At 70.2% G+C, this 18,749-nt stretch carries 3 protein-coding genes; all 3 read right to left on the bottom strand.

Annotated features, from left to right (window positions below; all coding sequences use genetic code 11):
• Window positions 1–1,841, bottom strand: a 1,841-nt coding sequence (locus ACFXJL_RS34430) for a type I polyketide synthase (protein WP_384699359.1), incomplete at its 3' end; no start/stop codon positions are given.
• A gap of 31 nt (window positions 1,842–1,872) precedes the next feature.
• Window positions 1,873–12,210: a type I polyketide synthase gene (locus tag ACFXJL_RS34435; protein ID WP_384699364.1), complete on the bottom strand. Its 10,338-nt coding sequence runs from the start codon at window positions 12,208–12,210 to the stop codon at window positions 1,873–1,875.
• Between the two features lie 28 nt (window positions 12,211–12,238).
• Window positions 12,239–18,736, bottom strand: coding sequence for an SDR family NAD(P)-dependent oxidoreductase (locus ACFXJL_RS34440; protein ID WP_384699366.1), 6,498 nt, complete (start codon window positions 18,734–18,736; stop codon window positions 12,239–12,241).
• Window positions 18,737–18,749: the final 13 nt, after the last annotated feature.

Raw genomic sequence — 18,749 nt, forward strand, 5'->3', positions numbered from 1 at the left:
CGCAAAACCCCCGACAACGACCACCCCACCAACGACCCCAACACCCGCTCACACTCAGCCATCCGCGACGCAAACACCACCGACTCATCCAACAACACCCCAGCCATCCCCACCCACTGCGACCCCTGCCCCGGAAACACCAACACCGACCGACCAGACACCACCCCACCACCACACACCACACCCGACGCCGGAACCCCCCGCGACAACGCCCCCACACCAGCCAACAACTCCCCACGATCCGCCCCCACCACCACCGCACGTTCCGCAAAACACGAACGCCCCGTGGCCAACGAATAGCCCACATCCACCACATCCAGCCCTGGATCCGACACCATCCGCGTATACAACGCCGTCGCCTGACCACGCAACGCCGCACCATCCCGCCCCGACAACGGCCACACCACCACCCCGGGCCGCGAAACACTCTCCGGCGCCTCCGCCAACGCCTCGACCGGCACCGACTCCACAATCACATGGGCATTCGTCCCGCTCACACCGAAGGACGACACACCCGCCCGACGCGGACGGCCGGTCTCAGGCCAGGGCATGGCCGCCGTGAGCAGGGACACGGCCCCCTCGGTCCAGTCGACCTGGTCCGAGGGACGGTCGACGTGCAGGGTGCGCGGCAGCAGGCCATGGCGCATCGCCAGTACGGTCTTGATCACGCCGCCGACCCCGGCGGCGGCCTGGGTGTGGGACAGATTGGACTTCAACGATCCCAACCACAAGGGGCTTGCAGCGGGGCGCCCTTGACCGTAGGTCGCGAGCAGCGCCTGCGCCTCGATCGGATCGCCCAATGTCGTCCCCGTACCGTGCGCCTCCACCATGTCCACCTCGCCCGGGGTGAGTCCGGCGCGATCGAGGGCCGCGTGGATGACGCGCTGCTGGGCCGGGCCGTTCGGGGCGGTCAACCCGTTGCTGGCACCGTCCTGGTTGACGGCCGAGCCGCGGATGACGGCGAGCACGGGGTGCCCTTCGTGCAGTGCGTCCGAGAGTCGCTCCAGCAGGAGCAGGCCCAGGCCCTCGCCGAATCCCGCCCCGTCCGCGGTGGACGAGAAGGATTTGCTGCGTCCGTCGGGTGCCAGGCCGCGCTGGCGGCTGAATCCAACATAGGGTCCGGGCGTGGACATCACGGTCACCCCACCGGCCAGGGCCAGCGTGGCATCGCCTGAGCGCAGCCCCTGACAGGCGAGGTGGATGGCGACCAAGGAGGAGGAGCAGGCGGTGTCCAGGGTCACCGCGGGCCCTTCCAGGCCCAGGGTGTAGGCGACACGGCCCGAGGCCACACTAGGTATGGTGCCGGTGCCGAGAAAGCCCTCCAGTTCCTCGGGAACCCGGCCGAGCCTGGAGCCGTAGTCGTTGTAGATCACTCCGGTGTAGACGCCGGTACGGCTGCCGCGCAGCGTCGACGGGTCGATCCCCGCACGCTCCAGCACCTCCCAGGACGCCTCCATCAGCAGCCGCTGCTGCGGGTCCATCGCCAGTGCCTCACGCGGCGAGATGCCGAAGAAGCCCGGGTCGAACTCGGTCGCGTCGTGCAGGAAGCCTCCCTCGCGGACGTAGAAGGTCCCGGGCGCGTCGGGGTCGGCGTCGAACTGCCCCTCGATGTCCCAGCCGCGGTCGGTGGGGAACGGGGAAACCGCGTCACGTTCCTTGACCAACAGCTCCCACAGGTCCTCCGGGGTCCGTACACCACCGGGGAAACGGCAGCTCATGGCCACGATCGCAATGGGCTCGGCGGAGTCGTCGAGGAGCCGTCGGTTCTCCAGCCGCAGCCGCTGGTTGTCCAGCAGCGAGGCACGTAGGGCCGCGACGACCTGGTCCGTGTCCGTGGGCATGCTGTTCGGCCTCTCCATCTGTCCGTGTTGGTCAGTCACGTTCGCCGCCCAGCGCCATCCGGACGAGGTCTCCGACATCCATGCCGATGATGTCGTCGGCGGGGATCGGCGGCGCCTCCGGCCGGTCGACGAGCCGCAGGAGCGCGTCGAGCAGGCCGGCCCTGCGCAGCTCGGCGGGCGGGATCGTGGCGAGCAGGGAACGTATCTCCCCATCCCCCGGATCCCGCCGGTCCGCCCGGTCTGCTCGGTGGACGCGGCCTGTGGCAGCCGCCTCGTCCGGCACGAGTCGCCCGGTCAGATAGGCGGCGACCGCGACCGGGGTGGGATGGTCGAAGACGAGGGTTGCAGGCAGCCGTTGACCGGTGGCCGCGTTCAGCCGGTTGCGGAGTTCGACCGAGGTGAGCGAGTCGAAGCCGAGGTCCTTGAACGCCTGCTGTGGGTCGACGGTTTCGACACTGCCGTGACCGAGTACATCCGCGACCCGCCTGCGTACCAGTTCGAGCACGGCGGCGACTCGTTCTGCCGGTTCGAGTCCGGCCAGTCGGCGGCGCAGCGAGCCCGCCTCGGCTGCGTCCGTCCCGGAGGCCGGGCGGCGCGCGCTGCGGGGGACGAGGCGGGAGAGCAGGGCTGGGACGGGTGCGGTTCGTGCAGCAGTCCGCAGGCGGTTGAGGTCGATCCTGACCGGGACGAGGAGCGGTTCGTCGATGGCGAGCGCCGCATCGAAGAGTGCCAGGCCATCGTCGTTGCTCAGCGCGGCGGTGCCGCCCCCGACCATCCGCCGCAGGTCCGCGTCGGCGAGAGCCCCGGTCATGGTGCTGCGTTGGGCCCACAGGCCCCAGGCCAGCGACTGCGCGGGCAGGTGTTGTGCGCGGCGCTGCTGGGCGAGGGCGTCGAGGAAGACGTTGGCAGCCGTGTAGTTGCCCTGTCCGGCGTTGCCGACCGTGGCGGACGCGGAGGAGAACAGGACGAACGCCGTCAGCGGCAGGTCGTGGGTGAGTGCATGGAGGTTCAGTGCTGCGTCGACCTTGGGGCGGAGCACGTGGTGCAACTGCTCGGAGGTCAACGATTCGACGATCCCGTCGTCCAGGACACCGGCCGCGTGGATCACCGCGCTGAGCGGACGGTCACCGGGGATGTCGGCGAGCAGGGTGGCGAGGGCTTCGCGGTCCGCGACGTCGCAGGCGGCGACGGTCACCAGGGCTCCGAGGTAGCGAAGTTCGGCCGCAAGGTCCAGGAGCCCCGGGGTCTTGGCACCTCGCCTGCCGACCAGCAGCAGGCTGCGTATCCCGTGCACGGCGACGAGGTGACGTGCCACCAGACTTCCGATCGCCCCGCCGGCCCCGGTGACCAGGACGGTTCCCCCGGTTTCGGCGATGTCCGGCAGCTTCGGGGCCGCGTCCGCGGAGACGGTCACCCCGGTGAGCCGAGGGGCGAGGAGCCTGCCCTGACGTATCGCCAGTTGCGGTTCTGATCCGGCCAGAGCTGCCGGCAGCAGGCCGGTCACGGCGGCCGGGTCATCCGTGTCGATCAGAACGAAGCGCCCTGGGTGCTCGGACTGGGCCGAGCGTAGGAGGCCGCGGACCGCGGCTCCCGTGAGGTCGGCGACCCCTTCGCCGACGTCCGTGGAGACCGCGCCACGGGTGAGGAGCACGAGTCGGGTGTCATCGTCCCAACGGGAGTCGGCCAGCCAGTCCTGGATGAGCCGCAGGGCGTCGTCCAGTGCGGTGTGTACGGATGCGGCGTCGAGGGCGGCCGGGTGTGGTGCGGTGTGGTCGCACCACACCAGTACGGTGGCGGGCAGCGGCATTCCCCGGTCCACCGCGGTGCGGAGCGCGGAGAGATCCGGGTGGCTGTCGGAAAACAGCTCTTGGCCGCCGATGACCGCCCAGGGTCCGAGGGGATCGGCGGGCGCACCGATCGGCGCTGCGGACCATTCCACGCGGTAGAGGGAGTCCGGGCCGGCTCCTTGTCGGAGCACGTCGAGATCGATGGGACGAACGACCAACGCCTCGACCGATGCGACCGGGAGGCCGGCCGGATCGGTCGCATCGATCGAGACCGAGCCGTCCGGCCCGAAACCCAGTCGTACCCGTAGGGCGGTGGCACCGGAGGCATGGAGTCTGACACCGCTCCAGGAGAAGGGCAGTCCAGCGGATGCCCGTCCCTGCTGTGGGTCTTCTTCCGTGCTCGTGCCCAGAAACAGTCCCTGGAGCGCTGCGTCCAGGAGGGCGGGATGCAGACCGAAGGCGGCAGCGGACCGATGATGTTCCGGTGGCAGTCCCACTTCAGTGAAGACCTCGTCTCCGCGACGCCAGGCGGCGGTGAGCCCTTGGAAAACGGGGCCGTAGCCGTAACCGGAGGCGTGGAAACGCTCGTACAGGTCATCGACGGGGATCGGGACAGCGCCGGGTGGGGGCCAGGAACTGACATCGCCCGCCGGTATGGGGGCGGGCCCCGGATTCTCTGTCGTCAGGGCGGCAGCGAGTCCACCGGTCGCATGCGCGGTCCAGTGCGGTGCCGCTGCGTCCTCTCGGCAGGAGAACAGGTCCAGGGAGCGCCTTCCTTGTTCGTCGGGGGCGCCGACCCGCACTTGCAGTCGGACCGCACTGTCAGCGGGAATCAACAGCGGTGCCTGGAGCGTCAGCTCCTCCACCGTGTGGTGTCCGACCTCGTCCGCAGCACGTACGGCCAGTTCCACGAAGGCCGCGCCGGGGAGCAGGACCGTTCCGGCCACGGCATGGTCCGCGAGCCAAGGGTGGGTGCGCAGTGACAACCGGCCGGTGAGCAGCAGTTCACCCGTCTCCGCCACCTCGATCGCCGCTCCGAGGATGGGGTGATCGGCGGAGTCGAGTCCGGCCGCCCCCACATCGGCCGACGCCGTGGTCGCCGACTCGGGCCAGTAGCGCTGGTGTTGGAAGGGGTAGGTGGGCAGCTCGACGCGTTGGGCACCGGTCCCGGCAAACGCTCCGGACCAGTCCACCGAAAGACCGCTCTCCCACGCCTGGCCCACCGAGAGCAGAAGCCGTTCCAAACCACCCTCGCCCCGTCGTAACGTCCCCAACACCGCCGCATCCACCCCAGCAGCCTCCACCGACTCCCCCACAGCCACCGACAACACCGGATGCGGACTCGGCTCAATAAAGAACCGGAAACCCTCCTCCAACAACCCCCGCGTCGCCTGCTCAAACTCCACCGTCTGGCGGAGGTTGCGGTACCAGTACTCCGCATCCAACGAAGCCGTATCCAACCAACCGCCGGTCACCGTGGAATAGAACGGCACCGAACCCGTGACAGGGGTGATATCGGCAAGGTCGCTCAGGATCTGCTCCCGCACCTCCTCCACATGCGCCGAATGCGACGCATAATCCACCTCAATCAAACGCGCCCGCACCCCCTCACCCACCAACTCCTCAACAAACTCCGCCACCGCATCCGCATCACCCGACACCACCGTCGACAACGGACCATTCACCGCCGCCACCGACAACCGACCACCCCACCCAGCAAGACGACCCCGCACCACACCCACCGACAACGACACCGACGCCATACCACCACGACCCCCCAACACCCCCACCGCACGACTCCGCAACACCACCACCCGCGCACCATCCTCCAACGACAAACCACCCGCCACACACGCAGCCGCAATCTCCCCCTGCGAATGACCCACCACCCCATCCACCACCACCCCAAACGACCGCCACACCTCCGCCAACGACACCATCACCGCCCACAACACCGGCTGCACCACCTCCACCCCACCCAACAAACCACCCGAACGCAAAACCCCCGACAACGACCACCCCACCAACGACCCCAACACCCGCTCACACTCAGCCATCCACGACGCAAACACCACCGACTCATCCAACAACACCCCAGCCATCCCCACCCACTGCGACCCCTGCCCCGGAAACACCAACACCGACCGACCGTCGAAGGTGCGCTCCTCCGACTCGGCGAGCACCCCTGAGCCATCGTCAGCCAGCTTGCGCAAGAGGGATCGCAACTCCTGTTCGTTTCCGACCAGTACCTTTCGGTGGTCGAAAGCGGTGCGTGCATTCAGGGAGAGTCCGATGTCGCGCGGGTCCAGCCCTGGCCTGCTGTCCAAGTGGCGGCTCAGACGGTCGGCCTGGTCACGCAGGGCCTGTGGGCTCCTTGCCGAGAGCAGCCAGGGCACCACGGTGGCACCGGGGCCCCTTTCGGGCGCCGGCTCCCCGTCCACCGGGGCCGCCTGCTCAAGGATCGTGTGGACGTTGGTGCCGCTCAGGCCGAAGGACGACACTCCTGCCCGGAACGGGCGGTCGTTGTGCGGCCAGGGCTGCAACTCGGTCGCGAGCGATAGAGACCCGCGGCTCCAGTCGACATGACTGGACGGTTTGCCGACGTGCAGGGTGCCGGGCACCTGCCCGTGCCGCATGGCCAGCACGGTCTTGATCACGCCCGCCACGCCTGACGCTGCCTGGGAGTGACCGAGATTCGACTTGAGCGAGCCGACGAGCAACGGTCGATCCGCCGACCGGTCCTGGCCGTACGTCGCAAGCAGCGCCTGGGCCTCGATCGGATCGCCCAACGTCGTCCCCGTACCGTGCGCCTCCACCACATCGACATCCGACGCCACCAAACCCGCATCCGCCAACGCCGCCCGGATCACCCGCTGCTGCGACGGACCGTTCGGCGCGGAGAGGCCGTTGCTGGCACCATCCTGGTTCACCGCCGAACCACGCACCACCGCCAACACCGGATGCCCAAGACGCCGGGCGTCCGAGAGGCGTTCCAGCAGTACGACGCCCGCCCCCTCGCCCATGCCCATCCCGTCGGCGTCGTCGGAGAACGCCTTGCAGCGCCCGTCCTCGGCCAGTCCTCGCTGACGGGAGAAGCTGACGATGGCCCCCGGGGTCGCCATCACCGCGACACCGCCGACTAGCGCCAGCGAACAGTCGCCTCCGCGCAGTGCCTGGCCTGCGAGGTGCATCGCGACCAGCGAGGAGGAGCAGGCCGTGTCGACGGTCACCGCAGGGCCTTCGAGGCCCAGGGTGTAGGCCACCCGACCGGAGACCACACTGGGCGCGCTGCCCGTGAGCAGATGGCCGTCCCCTTCGTCCGACTGCGCGACCACGGCGGCGTAATCCGCATAGTTGACGCCCGTGAACACCCCCGTACGGCTGCCCCGCAACGTCACCGGGTCGATGGCCGCGCGTTCGATCGCCTCCCAACTCGTTTCAAGGAGCAGCCGCTGCTGGGGATCCATGGCCAGTGCCTCGCGCGGCGAGATCCCGAAGAACTCCGCATCGAACTCGGCCGCGTCGTGGAGGAAGCCGCCGTGCCGTGCCGTGGCGGTGCCGGGGCTGTCGGGATCCGGGTCATAGAGGGCCGCGGTGTCCCAGCCTCGGTCCGTGGGGAACTCCGAGACGGCGTCGCCGCCCTCGGCGAGCAGTCGCCACAGGTCCTCGGGGGTGCCGATCCCGCCCGGGAAACGGCAGGCCATGGACACGATCGCGATCGGCTCATCGTCAGCCAGGATAGTGTTGTGCGCGGCCACGGGCTGGGGGGAGGGTTCTGTCGCGGCGGGCTGCCGGCCCAGCAGCTGTGTGCGGATCTCTCCCGCGAGCGCCGTCGATGACGGGTGGTCGAAGACGAGGGTGGACGGCAGCCGAAGACCCGTGGCGGTGTTCAGCCGGTTGCGCAGTTCCACGGCGGTGAGCGAGGCGAAACCCATGTCCTGGAACGCCTTGCCCGGCCGGATCGCGTCCACCGTGGCGTGGCCGAGTACGGCAGCCGCATGGGTGCGGACCAGGTCGAGGAGCAGGCGTTGCTGCTCGACCTCGCCCAGTGTGGCCAACCGTCCGCGCAACACCGTCGCTGCGGGCGCCTCTGCGCCGCTGTCGCCGCTCGGCCGTTCCAGGGCGCGACGGGCTTCGGGAATTCCGGTCAGCAGTGGGCTGGGGCGGGTGGAGGTGAACACCGCCGCGAACTGCTCCCAGTCGACGTCGGCGACGGCGATCATGGTTTCGTCGTCGTCCAGTACCTGTTGCAGGGCGCGGACGGCGAGGTCGGGGGAGATCCGGGGCAGGCCGTGTTGCTCCAGCTTGAACAGATCGGCGTCATCGGCGGCGATGGGGGCCTGCCAAGGGTTCTCGGCCTGCCAGACGCCCCAGTCCACGACGGTGGCGGTCAGACCGCGTGCCCGGCGGTGCTGGGCCAGGGCGTCCAGGTAGGCGTTGGCCGCCGCGTAGGCGCCATGGTTGCCACTGCCCCAGACACCGGCGATCGAGGAGAACAGGACGAAGGCGTCCAGCTCCCGATCGAGCAGGGCATCGAGGTGTTTGGCCCCGGCGGCCTTGGCTGCGACGATCTGCTCGTACGCGGACATCGGTGTGGTGTCCAGCGGCGCGAGCGCGATGAACGCGGCTGCGTGGACGACCGCCGTGACCGGGCTGCCCGATTCTTCCAGGCCGGTCAGCATCGCCTCCACCGCGTCGCGGTCCGACAGGTCGCAGACCGGCAGCGACAGCCTCGCACCGAGTTCGCCCAGCTCCGCCGCGAGTTCCGGGGCGCCGGGTGCCTCGGCGCCACGGCGGCCCGGCAGGACGAGATGGGTTGCGCCGCTCCGGGCCAACCAGCGGGCGATGTACGGACCGACGGCCCCGGTGCCACCGGTGAGCAGCACCGTGCCTCGGGGTTTCCAGCTCTCCGTAGGGCCGCCGTTCCTGGGTGCGTGGTTCAGCCTGCGGGCGAGGAGGCCGGAGGTACGCAGTACGAGTTGGTCCTCGTCGCCCAAGCCGTCGGTGCCGTGTTCGCTTCGGGTGGCCGTCAGCACGGCGCCCAGTCGGGCCCTGGCGCGTGTGTCGAGTTCGGCCGGTAGGTCGATGAGCCCGCCCCAGCGCCCGGACATCTCCAGCGCCGCCACCAGCCCGGTGCCCCAGATCAGGGCTTGGGCCGGGTCGGTGACTGGATCGTCGGCGCCGCTCGACACGGCTCCACTGGTGATGCACCAGAGGGGTGCGGCGAGGCCGAGGTCGCCCAGTGCCTGGAGCAGGGCGACGGTGAGCGCTGTTCCCGTGGGCAGTCCGGGATGATCGGGGTGCGGCCGGCCGTCCACGGCGAGCAGCGACAGCACTCCTGCCGGAAGACGGCCGTCGAGGGCGGTGGTGAGCGTGTCCGCGAGTTCCTGGCGTGGGAGATCACCCGGCGTGAGTTCGACCGTTTCGACCGCGATGCCCAGTTCAGTGAGGGCCAGGACCGGGCCGCGGACCCGTTCGTCGGACCCGTATCCGGTGGGCGACACCACCAGCCAGAGCCCCGTGGGAGAGGCCGCTGTCGGTTCGGGCAGCGGCTGCCAACCGATGCGGTAGCGCCAGGAGTCGATGATGGCCTCGTCCTGTTGCTGCTTCCGCCAGCCGCGCAGGGCCGGCAGCACTCGATCGAGCGTGTCCTCGTCGACGCGCAGTCGGGCGGCGACCTCGGCGGGGGCGTCGTGCTCGACCATGTTCCAGAACGCCGGTTCGTGCGGGTCGGCGCCGATCGCCGTTGCCTCCTTCGGCGCCTCGGACTCCAGCCAGTAGCGCTGGAGCTGGAAGGGGTATCCGGGCAGGTGCGTCGCGCGGGCACCGGAGTCGGCGAAGACCGCGGCCCAGTCGACCGCCGCACCCGACACCCAGAGCTCGGCGGCCGAGGTCAGCGCCCGGCGCAGGGTGCCGTCGTCCCGGCGCAGGGTGCCGATGACCACCGCACTGTCTCCGGTGCCGATGTCCTCGACGGTGTCCTGGAGTGCCATGGTGAGGACCGGGTGCGGCGAGACCTCCAGGAACACCTCGTAGCCCTGCTCGACCAGGGAGCGGACGGCCGGCTCGAACCGGACGGTCTGCCGAAGGTTCCGGTACCAGTAGTCGGCGTCCATGACCGTGGTGTCCAGCCAGTCCCCGGTGACGGTGGAGTAGAGGGGCACCCGGCCCGCGACCGGTTGTACGTCCGCCAGGGCGGCCAGCACCTCCGTCCTGATCCGCTCGACCTGGACCGAGTGCGAGGCGTAGTCCACGGGTACGGCCCTGGCCCGCACGCCGTTCGCATCACAGCGGGCGAGGAGTTCGGCGAGGGCCGCCGCCTCTCCGGAGACCACCACGGCGGCCGGCCCGTTGACTGCGGCGACCGACAGCCGCTCCGCCCACGGGGCGATCTCCGCTTCGACCCGCTCTTCGGGCAGGGACACCGCGGCCATGCCGCCGAGGCCGGCCAGGGCCCGGATGGCCCGACTGCGCAGGGCGACGACCTTGGCCCCGTCCTCCAACGTCAGCGCCCCCGCCACCACGGCGGCGGCGATCTCCCCCTGGCTGTGGCCCACCACGGCGTCCGGCCGGACGCCCCAGGACTCCCAGAGCGCTGCCAACGACACCATCACCGCCCACAACACCGGCTGCACCACGTCCACCCGCTCCAGCGAGGGTGCGCCGGGCTCGTCCTCCAGGACGGCGAGGAGTGGCCAGTCGACATGGGCGGACAGAGCGGTGCCGCATGCGGTGATCCGGTCCCGGAAGACGGGGCTGGTGGCGAGCAGGTCCCGCGCCATGCCGACCCACTGCGAGCCCTGACCGGGAAACACCAGTGCTGTGCGGCCCTCGACGACCCGTCCATTGCCTGACACGACGTCGGCTCCACCGGGCGCGCCCCCGACCGTGCCGGCGAAGACGCCGGCGTCCCCCGTGGACACGGTGGCGAGCCCGTCCAGCAGGGCGGGGCGTCCGCCGCCGATCACCACGGATCGGTGTTCGAAGGCGGAGCGGGCGGTAGCCAGCGAGAACCCGACGTCGAGCGGTCGTACGGAAGTGTCCGAGGCGAGATGGCCACCCAGCCGGACCGCCTGGTCCCTGAGCGCGGACGGGGAGCGGCCGGACAGGACCCAGGGCAGCACCGACCCGGACGCCTGTCCGGACTCCGTCAGCGGCTCGGGACCCGTACCCGAGTCGACCGCCGCATCCGGCTCCGGCGCCTGCTCCAGGACGACGTGCGCATTGGTGCCGCTCATCCCGAACGAGGACACACCGGCCCGGCGGGGCCTGTCGGTCGCGGGCCAGTCACGGGCCTCGGTGAGCAGCTCGACGGACCCGGAGGCCCAGTCCGCGTGCGGGGTGGGTGCGTCCACGTGCAGGGTGCGGGGCAGGACGCCGTGCCGCAGTGCGAGCACCGTCTTGATGACCCCGGCGACCCCTGCGGCGGCCTGGGTGTGCCCGATGTTGGACTTCAGCGACCCCAACCAGAGGGGCCGGTCGGCGAGGCGGTCCTGGCCGTAGGTGGCCAGGAGGGCGTCGGCCTCGATCGGATCACCGAGGGTGGTGCCGGTGCCGTGGGCCTCCACCGCGTCCACGTCCCCGGTCGTCAGGCCCGCGTCGGCGAGCGCCGCCCGGATCACCCTCTGCTGGGACGGGCCGTTGGGGGCGGTCAGCCCGTTGCTGGCACCGTCCTGGTTCATCGCCGATCCGCGCAGCACGGCGAGCACCTGACGCCCGTTGCGGCGGGCGTCCGAGAGCCGCTCCAGCAGGAGCATCCCCACGCCTTCGCCCCAACCGGTGCCGTCCGCGGCGGCTGCGAAGGGCTTGCAGCGGCCATCGGCGGACATCGCGCCCTGTCGGCTGAACTCCACGAACACGGCGGGCAGCGCCATCACGCTGACTCCCCCGGCGAGCGCGAGCGAGCAGTCGCCCGCGCGCAGGGCCCGCGCCGCGAGGTGCAGTGCCACCAGCGACGCCGAGCAGGCGGTGTCCACCGTGACGGCGGGGCCTTCGAGACCGAGCGCGTAGGACACCCGTCCGGACATCACGCTCATCGAGTTGCCCGTCATCAAGAAGCCCTGCACGGCTTCCGACGCGGTTGCGCCCAGGGTCGCGTAGCCCTGGTCGATGGCCGCGGCGAACACTCCTGTTCGGCTGCCCCGCAGGGTGAGGGGATCGATGCCGGCCTGCTCGACCGCCTCCCAGGACGCCATGAGCAGCAACCGCTGTTGTGGGTCCATCGCCACCGCCTCGCGGGGCGAGATGCCGAAGAACTCCGGGTCGAAGTCGCCCGCGCCGTCGATGAACGCCCCCTGGCCGGGGACATCTCCATCGGCCGGCCAAGCGGCCTGCCAGCCGCGGTCGTCGGGGACGGCTGTGATGGTGTCGCGGCCTGCGACGAGCAGTTCCCACAGCTCATCGGGCGTGTGGACGCCACCGGGGAAGCGGCAGCTCATCGACACGATCGCGATCGGCTCATGGCTGCTGGCCACGGCCTCCCTGAGCCGCTGCCGGGTGTTCTGGAGATCGATCGTCACCCGGTTGAGGTAGTCGCGCAGCCTCTGGTCGCTCACAGGACACCGCCGTTCTCGTCTCGGGATGCTGGGGCAGCGAAGATCGGTCCCGGGGTCATGTGAGTCCCAACTGCCGGTCGATGTAGTCGAAGACCTCGTCGTCGCTCGCCGACTCGATCCGGTCGGGGGCCAGGTCGTCCGCACCGCCCGCACCCGCGTTGGGGAAGGGCGATCCGCCCGGCTGCCAGCGTGACAACACCTCCTGCAGACGGGCCGCCAACTCGTCGCTGACACCGTCCGGAGGCATCGCGTCCAACAGGGCTTCCAGGCTGTCGAGTCCAGCCTTGACCGCCGTTTCGGGCGCCGGGCGTCCGGCAGCGGTACGGGCCGCGAGATGGGCCGCCAGCGCCTGCGGCGTGGGGTGGTCGAAGACGAGCGCCGCCGAAAGCCGCAGCCCGGTCGCCGACACCAACCGGTTGCGCAGTTCGACCCCGGTGAGGGAGTCGAAGCCGATCTCCTTGAACGGACGGGCCGCCCGGATGAGGTCCGGGGAACTGTGTCCGAGCACCGCAGCCGCATGGCCACGCACCAGGTCGAGCAGGGTCCGATACAGCTCGGCTTCGGGGAGCGCGGCGAGTTGCTGCGCCAGGGAACGTGTCGGTGCAACGGGGGCGGTGGTTGTGGCACGGGCCGGGCGGACCAGGCCGCGCAGTACCGCCGGCAGTCGATCATTCGCGCGCAGTACGGACGGGTCGATCCGGGCCGCGAGTCGGTAGGCATGGGGAGAACTCAGCGCCGCGTCGAACAGGGCGAGACCTTCCGCCGAGGTCAGTGCACCTGACCTCGCTCCACGGCCGCCGGTGACCCCTGCGGTCATTGCGCTGCGCTCCTCCCACAGGCCCCAGCCGATGGAAAGACCCGGCAGTCCCGCTGCCTGGCGTTCGACGGCGACGGCGTCGAGTACCGCGTTGGCAGCGGCGTAGTTCGCCTGCCCGGCTGCGCCGAACAGGGCGGCGCCCGAGGAGAACAGCACCAGGGCGGCGAGGTCCAGGTCCCGGGTCAGCTCGTGCAGGGCGAGCGCCGCGTCGGCCTTGGGCCGCAGGACGCGGTCGAGTTGGTCGGGCGTCAGACTGGTGATCGTGGCGTCGTCCAGGACCCCCGCCGCATGAATGACACCGGTCAGCGGATGGGCGTCGGGGACTGCCACGAGCAGGGCGGCGAGCGCGGCACGGTCGGCCACGTCACAGGCGGCAACCGTCACGGTGGCCCCGAGTTCCGTCAACTCCCGGACCAGTTCCGGCATCCCGACGGCGGACCCGCCCCGGCGCCCGGCCAGCAGCAGATGCCGTGCGCCGTGTGCGACGACGAGGTGTCGGGCCAGCAGCCGTCCCAGCGTGCCGGTGGCCCCGGTGACCAGGACGGTGCCTTGCGGGTCCAGCGGGGCGGGGAGCAGCAGGACGTTCTTGCCGATCCCTCTGGCTTGGCTGAGCGACCGCAGTGCCGCCGGGGCTCGCCTGATGTCCCAACCGGTGACCGGTAGGGGGCGAAGCACACCCCGTTCGAACAGGTTCAGAACTTCGGCCAGCATCTCGCCGATGCGCTGCGGTCCGGCCTCCATCAGGTCGAAGGCCCGGTACCGCACCCCGGCGTGTTGCCGGGCGATCACTTCCGGCTCGCGGATGTCGGTCTTGCCCAGTTCTATGAACCGTCCGCCGTTCGGGAGCAGTCGTAGGCCGGCGTCGACGAACTCCCGCGCCAGACTGTCCAGGACGATGTCCACACCCCGGCCGGCGGTGGCTGCGAGAAACCTCTCGGCGAAGTCGACGGTGCGGGTCGAGGCGATGTGCCCGTCGTCCAGTCCATTCGCACGCAGTACGTCCCATTTGGCGGGGCTGGCGGTGCCGAACACCTGCGCACCGGCGTGTTGCGCGAGTTGTACCGCCGCCATGCCGACACCTCCGGCCGCGGCATGGATCAGCACGGACTCCCCGCGCCGCAGTCCGCCCAGGTCGAAGAGACCGTAGTAGGCGGTGAGGAACACCACCGGCACGGATGCGGCGCGGGCGAAGGACCAGCCGGACGGTATCCGGGCGATGGTGCGGCGGTCGGCGACGGCGACCGGGCCGAAGGCGCCCCCGAAGATCCCCAGCACGCGGTCTCCCGCCGCCAGGTCGTCCACGCCGGGGCCGACCTCGATGACGGTTCCGGCTCCCTCGCTGCCCAGGCCCTGTTGCTCGGGGTCCGGGTCCAGCCCGAGGGTGGCGATGACATCGTGGAAGTTCAGCCCGGCGGCACGCACCGCGATCCGGACCTCGCCCTTGCCCAGAGGGGCCAGGGCGGTGGGAGCGGGAACGAGTGCTACGTCGTCCAGGGAGCCCGCGCCTTCGGTGGCGAGCCGCCAGGCGGTGTCGGTCGGCGGCAGGGGCAGCACTCCGTCGGACCGGCCATTGCGGGCGAGGCGTGGCAGGAGCACCTCTCCTGCCCGTACGGCCAGTTGCGGTTCGCCTCCGGCCAGTGCGGCGGGCAGTACGTCAGCCGCCGAGTCGGCCCTGTCCAGGTCGATGAGCAGGAAGCGGTCGGGGTGTTCGGCTTGAGCACTCCGCATCAGGCCCCACAGAGCTGCCTGGGCAGGGTCGACGGGACGGTCCGTCGGTCCCGTACGGACCGCGTCCTTGGTGAGCAGGGCCAATTTCGTCTCGACGAACCGTTCGTCGTCCAGCCATTGCTGGATCAGGGCGAGGCAGGTGTGCGCAGTGGCGTGGACCCGGTCGGACGGGTTGGAGAGGTCAGGGGTGAGAACCGTCGCCACGACCACGTCGGGGAGGGGGATGCCCGATCCCGGGGCGGCACCCAACGCGTCGAGGTCCCGCCAGGTGTCCACGCCGGGGACCGCACCGCTGAGCGCGGTCCAGGTCGGCACGGGCGAATCGACGGACGAGGTGGCCGGTGTCCAGTCGAGGTGGAACAGCAGATCGGAGTGAGCGGCGGCGGAGACGGGCCCGTCGGGGGCAGGTGGTCGCAGGACCAGCGACTCCACGGTGAGCACCTGCTGACCGGCCAGGTCGTGGACGGAGAGGGTCACCGTGTCGGGGCCGTCAGCGGCGAGCCGTACGCGCAGTGTGGTGGCACCGGTGATCCTGTTGGTCACACCGGTCCAACTGAAGGGCAACCGGGCCTGACCGTCCTGGTGGGGCAGCAGTGCGGCGGTCTGGAGGGCGGCATCCAGAAGGGCGGGGTGCACGGCGCATCCGGCCGCGTCGGCGTGCTGCGGTTGTGGTAGCACCACCTCGGCGAAGACCTCGCCCTCGCGGAGCCAGGCGGCGCGAATGCCGCGGAAGGCGGGGCCGTAGTGGTAGCCGGCTTCGGCGAAGCGTTCGTAGAGGTCATCGGTGTCCACGGGCTCGGCACCGGTCGGTGGCCAGCTCAGCAGACCGGCCCCTGTTTCGACCCCGGGGAGTTGGGACGCCAGGGTGCCGGTGGCGTGTTCGGTCCATGGCCGGTCGTCATCCTGTGTGGTGCGGGCGAACACACTCAGGGCCCGGCGGCCGTCGCCGTCCGGCGCTCCGACGCGTACTTGGAGGAGGACGGCTCCCTCGGCCGGTAGGACGAGCGCCGAACGGAGGGTGAGTTCCTCCACCACCGGGCAGTTCGCTTCATCGGCCGCGCGCAGCGCGAGTTCGAGGAAGGCCGTGCCGGGGAACAGTACGACTCCCGACACCGCATGGTCGGCCAGCCAGGGATGCGTGCGTACGGACAACCGACCGCTGAGGAGCAGTTCACCGGAAGCCGCAACCTGCATCGCCGCACCGAGCAATGGGTGTCCGGTCGTGGCGAGCCCTGCGGAGGCCACATCCCAACTCGTGGTCGGAACGTCGAGCCAGTAGCGCTGGTGTTGGAAGGGGTAGGTGGGCAGCTCGACGCGTTGGGCACCGGTCCCGGCAAACGCTCCGGACCAGTCCACCGAAAGACCGCTCTCCCACGCCTGGCCCACCGAGAGCAGAAGCCGTTCCAAACCACCCTCGCCCCGTCGCAGAGTCCCCAACACCGCCGCATCCACCCCAGCAGCCTCCACCGACTCCCCCACAGCCACCGACAACACCGGATGCGGACTCGGCTCAATGAAGAACCGGAAACCCTCCTCCAACAACCCCCGCGTCGCCTGCTCAAACTCCACCGTCTGACGCAAATTGCGGTACCAGTACTCCGCATCCAACGAAGCCGTATCCAACCAACCACCCGTCACCGTGGAATAGAACGGCACCGAACCCGTGACAGGGGTGATATCGGCCAGGTCGCTCAGGATCTGTTCCCGCACCTCCTCCACATGCGCCGAATGCGACGCGTAATCCACCTCGATCAAACGCGCCCGCACGCCCTCCTGAACCAACTCCTGAACGAACTCCACCACCGCATCCGCATCACCCGACACCACCGTCGACAACGGACCATTCACCGCCGCCACCGACAACCGACCACCCCACCCAGCAAGACGACCCCGCACCACACCCACCGACAACGACACCGACGCCATACCACCCCGACCCCCCAACACCCCCACCGCACGACTCCTCAACACCACCACCCGCGCACCATCCTCCAACGACAAACCACCCGCCACACACGCAGCCGCAATCTCCCCCTGCGAATGACCCACCACCCCATCCACCACCACCCCAAACGAACGCCACACCTCCGCCAACGACACCATCACCGCCCACAACACCGGCTGCACCACCTCCACCCCACCCAACAAACCACCCGAACGCAAAACCCCCGACAACGACCACCCCACCAACGACCCCAACACCCGCTCACACTCAGCCATCCGCGACGCAAACACCACCGACTCATCCAACAACACCCCAGCCATCCCCACCCACTGCGACCCCTGCCCCGGAAACACCAACACCGACCGACCAGAAGACAACCCACCACCACACACCAACTGCGGCACCGATTCACCAGCAGCCAGAGCCCTCACCCCATCAAGCATCCGACCCACGTCATCCCCCACCACCACCGCCCGACGCTCAAAAGCCGAACGCGTCGTAGCCAAAGCACAACCAACCTCCCCCAAACCCACCCCAGCACCAGCACCAGCACCAGCACCCACATACGCCAACAACCGCACCGCCTGATCCCGCAAAGCCTCATCGGAACGCCCCGACAACACCCAGGGCAGGGAACCGCCTTGCTGCACCGGGGCGATCGCGGGCTCGTTCTCCTCGGTCGGGACCTCTTCAAGGATCAGATGCGCATTGGTGCCACTGACCCCGAAGGCGGAGACACCTGCCCGGCGCGGACGGCCCGTGTCATCCCAGGGGCGGGCCTCGGAGAGCAGTTCCACAGCCCCCGTCGACCAGTTCACCATCGGCGTTGGCACCTCTGCATGCAGGGTCCGGGGCAGTTCGCCGTGCTGGATCGCCAACACCATCTTGATCACACCGCCGACCCCGGCAGCCGCCGAGGTATGGCCGATGTTCGACTTCAACGACCCCAGCCACAGGGGATGTTGGCCCGTGCGTCCCTGACCGTAGGTGGCCAGCAGCGCCTGTGCTTCGATCGGGTCGCCGAGCCTCGTACCGGTGCCGTGCGCCTCCACCACATCCACATCCGACGCCACCAAACCCGCATCCGCCAACGCCGCCCGGATCACCCGCTGCTGCGCCGGGCCGCTGGGCGCGGTCAGACCGTTGCTCGCACCGTCTTGATTCGTTGCGGAACCACGCACCACCGCGAGCACCCGGTGGCCGTTGCGACGGGCGTCCGACAGCCGCTCCAGCAGGAGCACTCCGACGCCCTCGGACCAACCGGTGCCATCCGCGTCGGCTCCGAACGCCTTGCAACGGCCGTCAACCGCCAGCGCACGCTGGCGGCTGAACGCCACGAACGCGTCGGGGGTCGCCATCACCGAGACTCCGCCGGCCAGTGCCAGTGAGCAGTCGCCAGCCCGCAGGGCCCGGATCGCCAGGTGCAGGGCGACCAGCGAGGAGGAGCAGGCCGTGTCCACGGTCACCGCGGGCCCTTCCAGGCCCAGGGTGTAGGCGATCCGTCCGGAGACCACGCTACTCGCGGTCCCCGTGTCCAGCAGGCCCTGAACCTCGGGAAGGTGGCGGGAGCCCGCGCCGTACCCATTGCCGATGGCCCCGAGGAAGACACCGGTGCTGGTGCGACGCAGAGCGCGGGGATCCATCGCCGCCCGCTCCACCGCCTCCCAGGCGGTCTCCAGCACCAGCCGCTGCTGCGGGTCGATCGCCAACGCCTCACGCGGCGAGATCCCGAAGAACTCCGCATCGAACTCGGCGGCCTCGTGCAGGAAGCCGCCGTGCCGGGTGTAGGAGGTGCCGGGGCGGTCGGGGTCCGGGTCGTACAGCGCCTCGACGTCCCAACCACGGTTGACCGGCCACTCGGAGACCGCGTCAGCGCCACGGGACAGCAGGTCCCACAACAACTCGGGCGAGGTGGCCCCGCCGGGATAGCGGCAAGCCATGGAGACGATCGCGATCGGTTCGTGCCGGGCCTGCTCGGCCTCCCGCAACTGCCTCCTGGCGTCACCGAGGTCCGCGGTGGCGCGCCTGAGGTAGTCGAGCAGCTTCTTGTCGTCGGACATCAGTGCCAGCTCTCTC

Origin of the sequence: Streptomyces sp. NPDC059256, from assembly GCF_042753785.1 — a bacterium.
Taxonomy (GTDB): domain Bacteria; phylum Actinomycetota; class Actinomycetes; order Streptomycetales; family Streptomycetaceae; genus Streptomyces.